The 15,858-nt window shown below is 73.7% G+C and carries 13 protein-coding genes; 6 read left to right on the top strand and 7 right to left on the bottom strand.

All coding sequences use genetic code 11. From position 1 onward, the window contains the following. Positions 1-188: 188 nt before the first annotated feature. From ABT092_RS24710 to ABT092_RS24730, 5 genes are read right to left on the bottom strand one after another with little or no spacing between them, the layout of a single operon-like run. Entirely contained in the window at positions 189-1,499 is a 1,311-nt protein-coding gene (locus ABT092_RS24710; protein WP_351247452.1) for a DUF58 domain-containing protein, read from the bottom strand. An 11-nt stretch (positions 1,500-1,510) separates the two neighbouring features. Next, positions 1,511-2,500 (bottom strand): AAA family ATPase, encoded by a 990-nt coding sequence (locus ABT092_RS24715; RefSeq protein WP_351247509.1) that lies wholly within the window; start codon positions 2,498-2,500, stop codon positions 1,511-1,513. Next, the gene (locus ABT092_RS24720; protein WP_351247454.1) at positions 2,500-3,732 is read right to left on the bottom strand and encodes a DUF4350 domain-containing protein; all 1,233 of its coding nucleotides are present in this window, start codon (positions 3,730-3,732) and stop codon (positions 2,500-2,502) included. Before ABT092_RS24720 ends, ABT092_RS24715 begins: the two co-directional genes overlap by 1 nt. Continuing rightward, on the bottom strand, positions 3,729-4,439 hold the full coding sequence (locus ABT092_RS24725; RefSeq protein WP_451363581.1) for a DUF4129 domain-containing protein: 711 nt from the start codon (positions 4,437-4,439) through the stop codon (positions 3,729-3,731). The genes ABT092_RS24720 and ABT092_RS24725 overlap by 4 nt, the downstream gene beginning before the upstream one ends. Positions 4,440-4,443: 4 nt before the next feature. After that, positions 4,444-5,691 carry a DUF7847 domain-containing protein gene (locus ABT092_RS24730; protein WP_351247456.1) on the bottom strand — a complete coding sequence of 416 codons (1,248 nt, stop codon included), beginning with the start codon at positions 5,689-5,691 and terminating at the stop codon, positions 4,444-4,446. A 477-nt stretch (positions 5,692-6,168) separates the two neighbouring features. Here ABT092_RS24730 and mtrA point away from each other — a divergent pair, with 477 nt between their 5' ends. From mtrA to ABT092_RS24760, 6 genes are all read left to right on the top strand, one after another. Continuing rightward, on the top strand, positions 6,169-6,858 hold the full coding sequence (gene mtrA, locus ABT092_RS24735; protein WP_351247458.1) for a two-component system response regulator MtrA: 690 nt from the start codon (positions 6,169-6,171) through the stop codon (positions 6,856-6,858). 1 nt (position 6,859) lies between these two features. Continuing rightward, a complete protein-coding gene (gene mtrB / locus ABT092_RS24740) occupies positions 6,860-8,998 on the top strand; it encodes an MtrAB system histidine kinase MtrB (RefSeq protein ID WP_351247460.1) in 2,139 nt (712 codons plus the stop codon). Further along, positions 8,991-10,895 carry an LpqB family beta-propeller domain-containing protein gene (locus ABT092_RS24745; protein WP_502968496.1) on the top strand — a complete coding sequence of 635 codons (1,905 nt, stop codon included), beginning with the start codon at positions 8,991-8,993 and terminating at the stop codon, positions 10,893-10,895. The genes mtrB and ABT092_RS24745 overlap by 8 nt, the downstream gene beginning before the upstream one ends. Before the next feature lie 121 nt (positions 10,896-11,016). Next, entirely contained in the window at positions 11,017-11,733 is a 717-nt protein-coding gene (locus ABT092_RS24750; protein WP_351247462.1) for a ComF family protein, read from the top strand. Positions 11,734-12,131: 398 nt separating this feature from the next. Beyond that, positions 12,132-12,830 carry a ribosome hibernation-promoting factor, HPF/YfiA family gene (gene hpf / locus ABT092_RS24755; protein WP_445401540.1) on the top strand — a complete coding sequence of 233 codons (699 nt, stop codon included), beginning with the start codon at positions 12,132-12,134 and terminating at the stop codon, positions 12,828-12,830. Positions 12,831-13,045: 215 nt separating this feature from the next. Beyond that, the gene (locus ABT092_RS24760) at positions 13,046-13,786 is read left to right on the top strand and encodes a response regulator (protein WP_351247466.1); all 741 of its coding nucleotides are present in this window, start codon (positions 13,046-13,048) and stop codon (positions 13,784-13,786) included. Between the two features lie 84 nt (positions 13,787-13,870). Here the strand turns inward: ABT092_RS24760 and ABT092_RS24765 are convergent, their stop codons facing one another. Together ABT092_RS24765 and ABT092_RS24770 are read right to left on the bottom strand one after the other, a co-directional pair. After that, positions 13,871-15,049: a winged helix-turn-helix domain-containing protein gene (locus ABT092_RS24765; protein WP_351247468.1), complete on the bottom strand. Its 1,179-nt coding sequence runs from the start codon at positions 15,047-15,049 to the stop codon at positions 13,871-13,873. A gap of 43 nt (positions 15,050-15,092) precedes the next feature. Beyond that, on the bottom strand, positions 15,093-15,728 hold the full coding sequence (locus tag ABT092_RS24770) for a GNAT family N-acetyltransferase (RefSeq protein ID WP_351247470.1): 636 nt from the start codon (positions 15,726-15,728) through the stop codon (positions 15,093-15,095). Between the last annotated feature and the right edge of the window lie 130 nt (positions 15,729-15,858).

Genomic DNA, 15,858 nt, shown 5'->3' on the forward strand with positions numbered 1-15,858 from the left:
CGCCCGTGGTTGCGGGCGGGGCGCCCGTTTTTCTTTTGACCCCCCCCCACAAAATATTTTTGTTTGTGGGGGTGGGCCCGCGTCGGCATCCCCCCGCCCCCCCACGACTTTTTTGCGTTCACGGCCGTGTGCTGCCCGAGCCGTCCGTGGGGATCCTGTGGTGGAGAATCCCCACGGACGGCCGTGCGTCAGAGGCGGCCGGCGGCCTTGAGGGCCAGATAGGCGTCCGCCACGGCGGGGGCCAGGTCCTCCGGAGTGGTGTCGACGACGGTGACGCCGTGACGGCGGAGCAGATCGGCGGTGTGCTGCCGCTCGGTCCGGGTGCGGGCGGCGGCAGCGGCTCCGTACACCGCTTCCACCGTGCCGCGGGCCGTGGCCATGGCGGCGAGGCGGGGGTCGGCGACGGCAGCGACCAGCACCGTGTGGCGTTGGGTGAGCCGGGGGAGGACCGGGAGCAGGCCCTCCTCGACGGGGGTCGCGTCCAGGCCGGTGAACAGCACGATCAGGGAGCGACGGGGGGCGGCCCTCACCGCGGTGGCCACCAGGCCGCGGGCGTCCGTCTCGACGAGCTCCGGCTCCACGGTGGCCATGGCGTTGACCAGGGCCGGTAGCAGCTGCCCGGCCGTCTTGCCCTGGACGAGGGCGCGGGGCCGGCGGTCATGGGCGAGGAGGTCGACGCGGTCGCCGGCCCGGGAGGCCAGGGCGGCGAGGAGGAGCGCCGCGTCCATGGCGGCGTCCAGTCGGGGCGCGTCGCCCACCCGGCCCGCGGAGGTGCGGCCGGTGTCGAGGACCAGCAGGACGTGACGGTCGCGTTCCGGGCGCCAGGTGCGCACTGCGACCGAAGAGGTGCGCGCGGTCGCGCGCCAGTCGATCGAGCGGGTGTCGTCACCGGGGACGTACTCGCGGAGGCTGTCGAACTCGGTGCCTTCGCCGCGGGTGAGCACACTGGTGCGGCCGTCCAACTCGCGGAGCCTCGCCAGTTTGGACGGGAGGTGCTTGCGGCTGTGGAACGGGGGCAGGACGCGCACCGTCCACGGCACCCGGTGGGAGCCCTGGCGGGCGAACAGACCGAGGGGGCCGTAGGAGCGGAGGGTGACCCGGTCCGCGTGGCGGTCGCCGCGGCGGGTGGGCAGCAGTCGGGTGGTGATGCGGCGGCGTTCGCCCGCGGGCACGGTCATCCGGTGCCGGGAGGCCTCCGCCTCCGTGCCGGGCGTCCACGCGCTGGGGGGCCAGGCGTCGCGGAGCCGGGCGCGCAGCGGGCGGCCGGTGGGGTTGGTGACCGTCAGGGTGACCCGGGCCGGCTCGCCGAGGCGCACGGAGGTGTCGCCGGAGCGTTCCAGCCGCAGTCGTCGTACGGGGGCGGCCAGGGCGGCGTCGCAGGCGCAGGCCAGGGCGAGCGGGGCGTTGACGGCGAGCACGCCCGTCCAACTGGGGTCCCAGAGGCCGACGGGCAGGGCGCCTACGGCGGCCAGGAGGGCGGCGCGTCCGGTGAAGGGCATGGGTCCTCGGCTCAGCGGGGTACGGGGACGTGGGCGAGGATCGCGGTGATGACGGAGTCCGCGGTGACGCCCTCCATCTCGGCTTCCGGGCGGAGCTGCACCCGGTGGCGCAGGGTCGGCAGGGCCAGGGCCTTCACGTCGTCGGGGGTGACGTAGTCGCGGCCGGTGAGCCAGGCCCAGGCGCGGGCGGTGGAGAGCAGGGCGGTGGCGCCGCGGGGGGAGGCGCCGAGGGTCAGCGACGGCGAGTCGCGGGTGGCGCGGCAGATGTCGACGATGTAGCCGGCGATCTCGGGGGAGACGGAGGTGCGGGCGACGGCGTCCCGGGCCGCGGCGAGAGTGGCCGCAGTGGCCACCGGGCGTACGCCGGCGGTGCGCAGGTCACGCGGGTTGAAGCCGTCGGCGTGGCGGCGCAGCACGTCGATCTCGTCCTGCCGCTCGGGCAGGGGCACCGTCAGTTTGAGGAGGAACCGGTCGAGTTGGGCTTCGGGGAGGGGGTAGGTGCCCTCGTACTCGACGGGGTTCTGGGTGGCGGCGACGAGGAACGGGTCGGGCAGCGGGCGGGCGGTGCCGTCGACGGTGACCTGGCGTTCCTCCATGGCTTCGAGGAGCGCGGACTGGGTCTTGGGCGGGGTGCGGTTGATCTCGTCGGCGATCAGGAGGTGGGTGAAGACGGGGCCGGGCTGGAAGGAGAACTCGGCGGTGCGGGCGTCGTAGACGAGGGAGCCGGTGATGTCGCCGGGCATCAGGTCGGGGGTGAACTGGACGCGTTTGGTGTCGAGTTCGAGGGTGGCGGCGAGTGCGCGGACCAGGAGGGTCTTGGCGACGCCGGGGACGCCTTCGAGGAGGACGTGGCCGCGGCACAGCAGGGCCACGACGAGGCCGGTGACGGCGGGGTCCTGACCGACCACGGCCTTGGCGATCTCGGCGCGCAGGGCCTCCAGGGAGGCGCGGGCGGCCTGCGGATCGCCGGTGGTGCCGGCGGTGTCAGTGGTCGGGTCCATCATGAAACGCGTACCTCTCTTTCGAGGGCGTCGAGGTGGTCGGCGAGGGCGAGGAGGGCCGTGTCGTCCCGGGGCGGCGGGCCGAAGAGGAGGGTGTGGGGGTCGGGGAGTCGGGTGGTGGCCGCGGTGCGGGCGGTGAGCGGGGGGAGGAGGTGTTCGGGGGAGTGGGCGCGGGCGGGGGGCACGCCGAGGAGGGGGGCGAGGCGGCTGCGGGTGGTGGCGCGCAGGGCGTCGGCGGCGCGGTCGCGGGCGCGGGCCTTGTGGTAGAGGCGGGCGCGGCCTTCGGTGGTTTCGGAGGCGCGGACGGCGACGGGGAGGTGTTCGGGGACCAGGGGGCCGAGGCGGCGGGCCCGCCACAGGGCGAGGACGACGGCGGCGATGCCGAGTTGCAGGGTGGCCCAGCCCCAGCCGGCGGGGACGTGGTCGGTGAGGCCGCGTTCCTCCTGGACGGTGGCGGTCTCGTCGGAGAGGGAGGGCAGGTACCAGGCCAGGTGGGGGCGGGAGCCGAGGAGTTGTAGCGCGAGGGAGGCGTTGCCGTGTGCGTCGAGGCGTTCGTTGACCAGGACGTGGGGGGAGCCGAGGACGGTGGTGCCGGTGGTCGGCGTCGGGGTGTCGCGGGGCTCCGGGGCGGCGGGGTCGGTGGGTGCGGGGAGGTGGACCAGGGTGGGCAGCCGGTCGCTGGGGTAGCAGGTGAGGGCGTCGGGGACGGCGACGTGGTAGCGCAGGCCGCCGGTGTCGGCGTCGCCCGCCCGTTCGGCCGCGGGGAGGGTGCAGCCCGGGGGGAGGGTGCGGTCGGGGCTGGTGGCGTCGTCGGGGGTGACCCCGGGGGCGAGGGCGTCGGTGGAGAAGTCGGGGGCGACGAGGACGGTCCGGGCGTCGGGGTGGGCGATGGCCGTGCGCAGGGCGTCCTGTTGGTCCGGGCCGAGCAGGTCGGGGGCGGCCACCAGCAGGGTGGTGTCGGGGTCGGCGGCGGCGGCGGTGGCGGCGTCCAGAGTGGTGACGACACGGGTGTCGACGCCGCGGTCGGCGAGGAGTTCGCTGATGGCGAGGGAACCGAGGGGGTCGGCGGAGCGGGGGTCGAGCCGGCCGTGCACGGTGCCGGAGCGGAGCGCGGCGATGACGATCGCGGTGAGGAGCAGGAGCAGCAGGGCGACGAGGGGGCCCCGCGCCCGGTGCCACAGGTGGCGTGGGGTGGGCGCGGTGGAGGTGCCCGCCGTGGTGGTCTCGGTCATGCCGTGCTCCCGGGGGCGAGGGCCGGGCGGGTGTGCTGGAGTTCGGCGTCGAGGTCCGTCAGGCGTTGGTACGCGGCCCGGTCGGCGGTCCGTCCGCCGTAGGTGACCTCGTCGAAGGTGCGGGCGGCGGCCCGCAGCCGGTCGGCGTGGTCGGGCAGCGGGCGGCCCGCTTCGGCGGCGGCCTCGTCGGCGGTCCGGCCGGGGCGGGCGTCGAGGAGGGCGCGTTCCTCCAGGGACCGGACGACGGCGCGCATGCGTTCCTGGACGGCGGGGCCCCAGTCGCCGCGGTCGGCGTGCGCGGTGGCGGCGGTCCGGTGGTCGGCGGCGCTGCGCGGCCGGTCGTCGAAGAGGGCGGCCGGGGAGCCGGCGGTGCGGGTGGGGGTGCCGAGTCGCCACCACAGGGCGGCGACCAGGGCGCAGACCACCAGGGCGAGGACCAGCAGGCCCAGCGCACCGCCCGGGGTGGCGCCGGAGGCGGCGGCGAACAGGTCCCCCACCCAGTCGAAGAACGCGTCCGCGGCCCGTTGGAGGAGGCCGGGTTCGTTCTCCTGGTACACGGAGCGGGAGAGTTCGTGCTCGGCCGCCTCCCGGGCCGGGTCGCGGGGCACGGTCAGGGGCGGGCCGTCGCCGTCGGCGCCCCGGGCGGGCGGGCCCGCGGCGAGGACCGGCACCGGTGCGGTGTCGGACGCGCCCCCCGTCGCGCTCACGCGGTCAGCTCCCCGGGGGACGGTGGTCGGTGGCCGGGGTGGTGGTGTCGGCGGCGCGCGCCAGTTCCAGGTCGAGGCCCTCGCGGCGGATGCGCTGGTCGATGTAGAGGAGGACGGTGACGCCGGCGGACACCGGGAAGGTGAGGGTGGACGCGATGACCGAGCCGATCCCGGTGACGATCAGGAACGTCCAGGAGGCGCCGGTGGTGGTGAGCAACCCGGAGTCGACGTCGCCGCCGGCGACGGCCGCGACGATGGTGAACGGGATGAGGACGAGGAACGCGACGATGTTGGTGATCAGCCCGGCGAGCAGGGTGATGCCCAGGACGCGCCACCAGGAGCCGCGCACCAGCTTCATGGAGCGGCCCATGGCCTTGCGGATGCCCTGCTTCTCCAGCATGAGGGCGGGTGAGGCCAGCCAGAGGCGGAACATCAGCCACACCACGACGACCAGGGCGGCCAGCATGCCGAAGACGGTGACGACCAGGCCGTCGTTGCCGGAGAGGCCGATCAGGAAGCCCGGGGCCAACCCGACGGCCATGATCAGCATGGGGATGAGCATCAGCAGCAGCGTCAGTCCGAGCAGGCGCAGCAGGCGGGGGCGGGCGTCGATCCACGCCTCCCGTATCGACACGGGCCGGCCCAGGACCGCACGGCTGGTGACGGTGGTGAGCAGGGCGGTCGCGACGATGGTGCCCAGCAGGGTGATCACCAGCGCCGCACCGCCGCCGGTGATGGCGGCGACCAGGCTCTCGCCGATCTCGTCGGCGGAGGCGCCGGGGTCGTCGAGGGCGCTTGAGTCGAGGTCCTTGAGGAGGGTCCCCTGGACCAGGACGAGCGTGAGTTGGGTGACCACGGCGACGGTCAGCGAGATGCCGAGGACGGTGCGCCAGTAGGTGCGCATCATGGTCACCGTGCCGTCCAGGATCTCGCCGACGCCCAGCGGGCGCAGCGGGATCACTCCGGGCTTGGCGAACTGCGGTTGCGCCTGCCAGCCGCCCCAGCCGGGTCCGGGGGGCGGCGGGGTGCCCCAGCCGGGGTGTTGGGGGGCGCCGCCCTGGGGCGGGCCGGGCTGACCGCCGGTGCCCGGAGCGGACCAGCCGCCGGCCGGGGGCTGGTCCTTCGACCACTTCGAGGCGGGACCGGTGTGGGGGGCCGGCCGGTCCGTGGACCCGTCGGGGCGCGGGGCGCCCTCGCCGTCGCCGCCGGAGGGGGCGGCGCCGGGCGGGGTCCAGCCCGGAGTGTCGTTCATCGTCGCTCCTCGTTCCTGTGTCTGGCGCCCGGTGTCGCCGCGGGACGCGTCGGCCGCGCCCCGCGCGGCCGCGGGTGCGGGCACGTCGGCAGCCATCGTGTCACGCCGGTCCGTCAGACGAACCGGCCGGATCGGGTGGACCGCAGGGGCCGGGACCGGTAGACCTTCGGGTGTCGGACGGGAGCCGGGACGTGGTGGACGCGTGCGGGGCGGGCAACGGGAAGGGCGGACGGAACGGATGGTCGACCAGTACCGGTCGTCGCTGCGCCGGGGCGCGGGCCGCCCGAGGTCCGTCGACGGTTCGAGCGCCGGCACGGTGGGGAGCCATCCGGTCGCGGTGCGTAGCCGCGTCCGGGCTTGCCGGTGCGGTGGTCGTCGCTATCGCCGCAGGTGGTCGCGGACCATCGCCCACCGTCACGGCCCCGGCACGCGCCGGGCTGTGTGTCAGGTCACGCCAGGTAACAAAGAGATAATGGGATGATGTCGTTTATGAAGGGACGAGTCCTCGTCGTCGACGACGACACAGCACTGGCCGAGATGCTCGGCATCGTGCTGCGCGGTGAAGGTTTTGAACCGTCGTTCGTAGCGGACGGCGACAAGGCGCTAGCCGCCTTCCGGGAGGCCAAGCCCGATCTGGTCCTCCTCGACCTGATGCTGCCCGGCCGCGACGGCATCGAAGTGTGCCGTCTCATCCGGGCGGAGTCCGGCGTCCCGATCGTCATGCTCACAGCGAAGAGCGACACGGTCGACGTCGTCGTCGGCCTGGAATCCGGCGCCGACGACTACATCATCAAACCCTTCAAACCGAAGGAACTGGTCGCCCGCATCCGGGCCCGACTGCGCCGCTCCGAAGAACCCGCACCGGAACAGCTCACCATCGGCGACCTCGTCATCGACGTCGCCGGCCACTCCGTCAAGCGCGACGGCCAGTCCATCGCCCTCACCCCCCTGGAGTTCGACCTGCTGGTCGCCCTCGCCCGCAAGCCCTGGCAGGTCTTCACCCGCGAAGTCCTCCTCGAACAGGTCTGGGGATACCGGCACGCCGCCGACACCCGCCTCGTCAACGTCCACGTCCAGCGGCTGCGCTCCAAGGTCGAGAAGGACCCCGAGCGCCCCGAGATCGTGGTGACCGTACGCGGAGTCGGCTACAAGGCCGGGCCGAGCTGACATGACCGGGAACGACGGAGTCGTCCCGGCCCCGGCGCCCGGCACCCCGGGCACGGGTGCCGGACGGCCTGTCGGCCCCCGCGGCCCGGTCCGGACCCGGCTGCGACACCTCTTCGACGGCGCACTGCTCCTCCAGGACGGCGTCGGCAACAGCCCCGTGCTGCGCCTCTTCGCCCGCTGGGTCCGCCGCCCCCTGCTGCCCGCACTCCGGCTGTGGCGCCGCAACATCCAGCTCAAGGTCGTCGTCACCACCCTGCTGATGTCCCTCGGCGTCGTGCTGCTGCTCGGCTTCGTCGTCATCGGCCAGGTCCGCAACGGCCTCCTCGACGTCAAGGTCAACGCGTCCCAGAGCCAGGCCGTCGGCGGCTTCCAGGACGCCGAGTCCCGCGCCCGGTCCGCCCGCGAGGCCAGCCCCGAAGGCGCCGCCGACGGCCTGCCCGGCCAGAACGCCGCCATCTGGCTCAACGACCTCGTCCAACAACTCTCCAGCAGCGGACAGGGCGCCTTCCACGTCGTCACCCTCTCCCCGCTCGGCGAGAGCGACACCGGCACCGGCAGCGCCCGCGCCCCCCGCGGCTCCGGCAACATCGACGCCACCGCCAGCGTCCCCGAAACCCTCCGCGAACGGGTCGACGCCCACACCGGCGCCTCCCGCAGCTACACCAGCATCCACTACAGCGACGGCCGCCCCTCCCAACCCGGCCTCGCCATCGGCAAGCAACTCGCCACCCCCCAGACCGACCGCTACGAGCTGTACTACCTCTTCCCCCTCACCCAGGAGGAGAAGACGCTCAGCCTGGTCAAGACCACCCTGGCCACCGCCGGACTCTTCCTCGTCGTCCTCCTCGGCGCCATCGCCTGGCTCGTCGTCCGACAGGTCGTCACCCCCGTCCGGATGGCCGCCGGCATCGCCGAACGCCTCTCCGCCGGACGCCTCCAGGAACGCATGAAGGTCACCGGCGAGGACGACATCGCCCGCCTCGGCGAAGCCTTCAACAAGATGGCCCAGAACCTCCAGCTCAAGATCCAACAGCTGGAGGAGCTGTCCCGGATGCAACGCCGGTTCGTCTCCGACGTCTCCCACGAGCTGCGCACCCCCCTCACCACCGTCCGCATGGCCGCCGACGTCATCCACGAGGCGCGCGAGGACTTCGACCCCGTCACCGCGCGCTCCGCCGAACTCCTCGCCGACCAACTCGACCGCTTCGAGTCCCTCCTCGCCGACCTGCTGGAGATCAGCCGCTTCGACGCCGGCGCCGCCGCCCTCGAAGCCGAACCCATAGACCTCCGCGAAGTCGTCCGCCGGGTCGTCGGCGGAGCCGAACCCCTCGCCGAACGCAAGGGCACCCGCATACGCGTCGTCGGCGACCAACAACCCGTCGTCGCCGAAGCCGACGCCCGCCGCGTCGAACGCGTCCTGCGCAACCTCGTCGTCAACGCCGTCGAACACGGCGAGGGACGCGACGTCGTCGTCCGACTCGCCGCCGCCGGCGGCGCGGTCGCCGTCGCCGTGCGCGACTACGGCGTCGGCCTCAAACCCGGCGAAGCCACCCGCGTCTTCAGCCGCTTCTGGCGCGCCGACCCCGCCCGGGCCCGCACCACCGGCGGCACCGGACTCGGCCTCTCCATCGCCCTGGAGGACGCCCGCCTGCACGGCGGCTGGCTCCAGGCGTGGGGCGAACCCGGCGGCGGCTCCCAGTTCCGCCTCACCCTGCCCCGCACCGCCGACGAAGCACTGCGCGGCTCCCCCATACCCCTGGAACCCGAGGACTCCCGCCGCAACCGGGCCGCCCGACCGGCGCTCCCCGCCCCCACCACCACCCCGCACTCCGGCGCGCTCGCGACGGTGCCCGCCCAGGGCCCCGCCGCCCGCGGCCGGACCACGGGCGGCACCGAACTCCCCGGACTTCCGAACCTGCCCGCCACCCTCACCGCCCCCGCCGGCACCACACCCCGCTGCGCCCCGACCGTGAACCCCGCCGCGCTGCCCAGCAACGGCGCCCGCGTCGTCCCGCGCCCCGGCGACACCGAAGCACCCCCCCGCGACACCGCGGCGGACCAGCACCCGACGCTCCCCGACGCCCCCCGCGCCGGCGCGCCGACACCCGACGACGAGGGGCGGGAGGCCACCCGTGGGTGACGCCGCGGAAACAGCCCGACAGCACCGGCAGCGGACCCCGGGACGCCCCGGACGGGGACAGCCCGCCCGCGCCCGTCGGCACGCCCTCGCCCTGGCCGGCTGCGGTGCCCTCCTCGCGGGCTGCGCCTCCATGCCCGCCAGCGGCGACCTGCGCGGCGTCGACGGCGCGCAGCTCCCCGACTCGCAGGTCAGGGTCTTCGCGATGCCCCCGCGCGAGAACGCCGACCCCGCAGAGATCGTCCAGGGCTTCCTGGAGTCGCTCACCAGCGACGACCCCCAGTTCGAGATGGCCCGCAAGTACCTCACTGAGAAGGCGTCCGAGGAATGGCGCCCCGAGGTCTCCACCTCCGTCCTCGCGGACGGCCCCCACACCACCGCCCAACGCCCCGGCGACGACGGCGCCCGCACCTACACCCTCACCGGCACCCGCATCGCCACCGTCGACGTCCAACACGCCTACAAGCCCGCCAGCGGCACCTACAGCCAGCCCGTCCACCTGGTCCAGGACCCGGCCTCCGGCAACCAGTGGCGCATCGACCGACCGCCCCGCGGCGTCGTCCTCGGCGAATCCGACTTCCTGCGCATCTACCGCCCCGTCAACAAGTACTACTTCGCCGCCGACGACACCCACGGCCAGGGCCAGGAACGCCTCGTCGCCGACCCCGTCTACGTGCGCCAACGGGTGGACCCCGTCACCCAGACCGTACGGCTGCTGATGGAGGGCCCCACCCAGTGGCTCGCCCCGGTCGTGCGCTCCGAGTTCCCCAGCGGGATACGACTCGACACCAGCGCCGAATCCCTCGCCCCCGACAGCAACAACACCCTCAAGGTGCCGCTGGAGCCCGCCGGGGACGGCATAGGCCAACCCCAGTGCACCAAGATGGCCGCACAGCTGATCTTCACCCTCCAGGACTGGGCCGCCAACGGCATCGAGGAGGTGGAGGTCCAACGCTCGGACGGCTCCCCGCTCTGCCGCCTCACCGCCGACCGCGCCGAGACCGTCGCACCGCACCGCACCCGCGGGAACCCGGACTACCAGTACTTCCTCGACGACAAGAAGCGGCTCGTCCGCCTGCCCGGCATCAGCACCGGCGCCGACCCCGAGCCGGCGCCCGGCCCGCTCGGCACCACGGAGAAGCCCTTCGGCTCGGTGGCCGTCTCCCGCGAGGAGGACCAGGCAGCCGGGGTGTCCCTCAACGGACGCGAACTGTACGTGGGAGCCCTCGCCGCCGGAACCGCCCTCGGCGAGCCGGTGCTGACCAGCCGGGCCAAGAACGTGAAGGACGGCCTGACCGCGCCCAGTTGGGACGGACGCGGCGACCTCTGGGTCGCCGACCGCAACCCCGGCGACTTTGGCCTTTACCTGCTGCGCCAGGGCTCCGGCACCCCCGTCCCCGTCCAGACGCCCGGCCTCGCGGGCGGACGGATCGAGGCGGTGCGGGTCGCCGCGGACGGGGTGCGCATCGCCCTGCTCGTCGAACGCGAGGGCTCCCGGACGCTCCGCATCGGCCGGGTCGAACGAGAAGCCCCCGGGAGCGCCGGCGTCTCGGCCGGCAGCGCCGACCACCCCACCGGCACCGTCCGGGTCGCCGAACTCCGCTCCGCCGCGCCGCAGCTGGAAGAGGTCACCGCCATGTCCTGGGCGGGTGGCAGCCGGCTGGTCGTCGTCGGCCGGGAGAGCGGCGGCGTCCAGCAGATCCGCTACGTGCACACGGACGGCTCCACCCCGGAGGGCGGCGCGCTGCCCGGACTCACCGGAGTGCAGGAGATCGCCGCGAGCGACGACGAGCGACTGCCGCTGGTCGCCCACTCCGACGACGGGATCGTCCGCCTGCCCCCCGGGGAACCGTGGCGCACGGTCCTCAAGACCGGGACCTCGCCCGTCTACCCCGGATGACCGCCCCCGCCGAGGCCAGAGGATAGGGCGAAACGGCTGGTCAGAGCCATTTCGTCGAGTTATCCACAGCCCGTTGTCCACAGGGGTGGCCGACTTCGTCGACCCTTGGCAGAGTGGAGGCATGCGGCGCTGGTGGCAGGACTTCACCGACTTGGCGCTGCCGACCGCGTGCGGCGGGTGCGGCACCCCCCGTACGGCACTGTGCGCACGGTGCCGGGCCGCGCTGACGGACGGCGCGGCCCGGCGGGTCCGCCCGCGGCCCGAGCCGTCCGGGCTGCCGGCGGTGCACGCGGCGGCGCCCTACCAGGGCGCCGTGCGGCAACTGGTGCTCGCGCACAAGGAGCGCGGCGCCCTGGCCCTGACCGGGCCCCTGGGCGAAGCACTGGCGGGGGCGGTGGGGGGAGGGGCGGGGGTGGGGGGAGCCCCCCGAACCGCCCTCCTCCACCTGGTGCCGGTGCCTTCCTCCCGTGCGGCGACCCGCGCCCGGGGCCACGATCCGACCCGCCGGATCGCCCGGGCGGCTGCCGGGGCGCTGCGGCGGGCCGGGTGGGCGGCGCAGGTGGTTCCGGTGCTGCGGCAGCGGCGGGGCGTGCGGGACCAGGTGGGGCTGGATCCGGGGGAGCGCCGGGCCAATCTGCACGGTGCGCTCCGGGTGGCGGAAGGAGGTCACGCATTGCTCGCGGTGGGCGGACGGGTGGTGATCGTGGATGACGTGATGACCACCGGAGCGTCATTGTCGGAGGCGGCCCGTGCATTATCGGCCGTGAACGGGGTAAGGGACCTGACTGCCGCCGTGGTGGCCGCCCCGTCGGATTCTTTCGAAAGGAACCGGAACTGACGAACCGGAACTGACAGGGAATCTGCTTCGTTGCAGGTAGTGAGAGGTTGAATTCGGATGAGTGGAGGTGGGGCGGCAAGGAGGGTGACGTCATCCCTCCGGGCGAGATATGTTCGGTGGTGAGGGAAAGGCAAGCGCCGAACCCTCGATATCGGAATGCCGTTGCCCGTCGCAGTTCTGATCGGTTGCGGATCGCTATCCGGATCGGTTCCGAAGTGGGGGAGCCGAAGTCGGAAGGTGATTTTGGAAAAGGTCGGGAAGCGAGGGGTGGGGATCTCGTCCCCGGGGGAGGAGGAGGTGAAGGTCGCCGAGTCCGTGGCCTCGGGAGTCGCCGGGGCCTGGTGCAAGAGGGAGACGCTCCGCCGAGCGGGCGGAGCCATCCGGGAACGGAGTTCTGCGTGGACATCGTCGTCAAGGGCCGCAAGACCGAGGTGCCCGAGCGGTTCCGCAAGCACGTGGCCGAGAAGCTGAAGCTGGACAAGATCCAGAAGCTCGACGGCAAGGTGATCAGCCTCGACGTCGAGGTGTCCAAGGAGCCCAACCCCCGACAGGCGGACCGGTCCGACCGGGTGGAGATCACGCTCCGGACCCGTGGCCCGGTGATCCGGGCGGAGGCGGCGGCCAGCGATCCGTACGGGGCGCTCGACCTGGCGACGGACAAGCTCGAAGCACGACTGCGCAAGCAGCACGACAAGCGGCGCACCCGCCGCGGCAACGGCCGGATCTCCGCGGCCGAGGTCGCCGACGTGGTTCCCGACGCCGCCCACCTCAACGGGGACGGCACCATCGCCCGGGACGAGGAGCCCGACGGCGTCGAGGTGCCCACCAAGAAGATGGGATCGCTGGAGGTCAAGGGCGACGGCCCCCTGGTGGTCCGCGAGAAGACCCACGTGGCCGCCCCGATGAGCCTCGACCAGGCGCTCTACGAGATGGAGCTGGTCGGGCACGACTTCTACCTCTTCGTCGATTCCGAGACGAAGGAACCCAGTGTCGTCTACCGACGGCACGCCTACGACTACGGCGTCATCCACCTCTCCACGGACACGATGGTCACCCAGATCGAATCGGCGGGCGCGGGAGGCGCGCTCGGCGGCTGACGGACACCCACCTCCCCGCGGAGGTGTGCCCCCGGGGGAATCGTGCGCCCCCGGGGGCACCCCCGTGCTACGAGCGGTGAACTCCGCCGTCACCGCTGGGGCGCCCGGGCATGAAATCATGGCCGGGCGTCAATCGGGTTGCTGCCGCCCCGGATTGACATCGCACAAGCCGGGCGGCACCCAGACGGGCCCGCGGGCCTTCGGGGGGAGAAACGATGCCGGACAGCTTCGGACCGCTGCGCGACGGGAACGCCCGTGGCGCCGTTGGCATGGCACCGACCGAGGATTCCTCCCGGGAGCCCATCAGGGTGCTGGTGGTCGACGACCACGCGCTGTTCCGCAGAGGCCTGGAGATCGTCCTGCACGCCGAGGAGGACATCCAGGTCGTCGGCGAGGCCGGGGACGGGGCGGAAGCCGTGGACAAGGCGGCCGATCTGCTGCCGGACATCGTGCTGATGGACGTCCGGATGCCCAAGCGCGGCGGCATCGAGGCGTGCACCGCCATCAAGGAGGTCGCCCCCAGCGCGAAGATCATCATGCTGACGATCAGCGACGAGGAGGCCGACCTCTACGAGGCGATCAAGGCGGGGGCGACGGGGTACCTGCTCAAGGAGATCTCCACGGACGAGGTGGCGACGGCGATCCGCGCGGTGGCGGACGGGCAGTCGCAGATCAGCCCGTCCATGGCGTCGAAGCTGCTCACCGAGTTCAAGTCGATGATCCAGCGCACCGACGAGCGCCGGTTGGTACCCGCCCCGCGGCTCACCGACCGCGAGTTGGAGGTGCTCAAGCTGGTGGCCACCGGCATGAACAACCGGGACATCGCCAAGGAACTGTTCATCAGTGAGAACACGGTGAAGAACCACGTGCGCAACATCCTGGAGAAGCTCCAGCTCCACTCCCGCATGGAGGCCGTGGTCTACGCGATGCGGGAGAAGATCCTGGAGATCCGCTGAGGACCGCCCCCGGGCGGGTGGGCAGCCGCCCGGTACCCGGCCCCGGACCTCCGGGGCCGGCGCGGGGGCCCGGACGGGTCGGGCTCAGCGCAGGGCGGCCGTCAGTGCGGCGGCCCACTCCGGGCGGTCCAGCCGCTCCACGCGCACGTCATCGCAGCCGACCCACTCCGCGGCCTCCCGCAGGGCCCGGGCCATGGGCTCGACGGCCTTCGCGGACTCCAGGGACACCTGCTTGGCGACGAGGGTGCGGCCGTCCCGGGCCGGGTCGACCCGGCCGAGGAGCCGCCCGCCGGACAGCAGGGGCATCGCGAAGTAGCCGTGCACCCGCTTCGGCTTCGGTACGTAGGCTTCGAGCCGGTGGGTGAAGCCGAAGATCCGCTCGGTGCGGGCGCGTTCCCAGATCAGCGAGTCGAACGGGGACAGCAGGGTGGTGCGGTGGCGCCCGCGGGGTGGCGTCTCCAGGGCGGCGGGGTCGGCCCAGGCGGCGCGGTCCCAGCCCGCGACGGTCACCGGCACCAGCCCGGAGTCGGCGATCACCGAGTCGACCTGCTCGCCCTTGAGCCGGTGGTAGTCGGCGATGTCGGCGCGGGTGCCGACACCCAGGGAGCGGCCGGCGAGCCGGACCAGCCGGCGCAGGCACTCGCGGTCGTCCAGTTCGTCGTGGAGCAGCTCGGCGGGGACGGCGCGTTCGGCGAGGTCGTACACGCGCTTCCAGCCGCGGCGCTCGACGCACACCACCTCACCGTGCATCAGGGCGCGTTCCACGGCGACCTTGGAGGCCGACCAGTCCCACCACTCGCCGCCGTTCTTGGCGCCGCCCAGTTCGGTCGCGGTGAGCGGGCCCTCGGTGCGCAACTGGTGGATGACCCGCTCGTAGGCGCCGTCCGGGAGGTCGTGGTGCCACTGCGGCCGGTTGCGGTAGGCGCGGCGGCGGAACGCGAAGTGCGGCCACTCCTCGATGGGCAGCAGGCACGCGGCGTGGGACCAGTACTCGAACGCGGTGGGCAGGCCCTGGGCGTCGGGCGTCCAGTAGGCGCGGTCGACGGTCGCCCGGCCCACGGCGCCCAGCCGGGCGTACGGGACGAGTTCGTGGGAGCGGGCCAGGACGGAGATGGTGTCGAGCTGGACGGCGCCGAGGTGGCGCAGGGCGCCCCGCACGCCCGCCCTCCGGTCGGGGGTGCCGAGGAAGCCCTGGGCGCGCAGCGCCGTGCGGCGGGCCTCGTCGGCGGAGAGTTCGGCGGCGGGCTTCGGCGGGGCGGTCATGAGTCGAACGATAGAGGGCGGCACTGACAGTGCGGCCGGGGCGTCAGGCCCGGCCGGGGCGGGCGGCGCGGTCGCCGTCGCGGGCCGTTCCGGCGGTGTCGGCCGGGAGGTGGGGGAGGGGGCTCGGCAGGCCCAGGTCGTGCGGGAGGAGGGCGCCCAGCCAGCAGTCGCGCACGGTGCCGCGGTTGAACAGGCCGGCCCGTTGGGTGCCCTCCACGACGAAGCCGACGCTCTCCGCGACGGCCCGTGACGGTGCGTTGCCGACCTCGGCGCGCCATTCCAGCCGGGTGCAGCCGAGTGCGGTGAAGCTCCAGTGGGCGAGGGCGCGCACGCACTCCGCGGTGTAGCCGCGGCGCCGGTGCCCGGCGGCGGTCCAGTAGCCGACCTCCCAGGTGTTCTCCCGGGGGTGGTGGACGCTGACGGCGGCGACCAGGGGGTGCGTGCCGTCCTCGGCGGGGGCGTGCGGGCGGACGGCGAAGGCGTACTCGGTGCCGTCCCGCCAGGCGCCGGGGGCGATGCGCTGGACGAAGAGGGCGGCGTCCTCGTGGGCGTAGGGGGAGGGGACGGTGGTCCAGCGCTGGATGTCGGGGTCCTGGCAGGCGGCGTGCACCTCGTCGGTGTCGGCGGGGGCGAACGGGCGCAGGACCAGGCGCTCGGTGGTGAGGGTGACGTGCTCCATCACCCGATGATGCCCAGGGGTCGGTGGCGGGGCCAGGCGTTTTCTCCGGACGGGTGCGGTGATCCGTGCGCAAATCGCCGGGGGTGCGGCACCTTCCGCGGGCTCGGCCCGTTGTCCGGGTGGCCCCCGT

This window comes from Streptomyces sp. NPDC002490 (assembly GCF_040296045.1).
Taxonomy (GTDB): domain Bacteria; phylum Actinomycetota; class Actinomycetes; order Streptomycetales; family Streptomycetaceae; genus Streptomyces.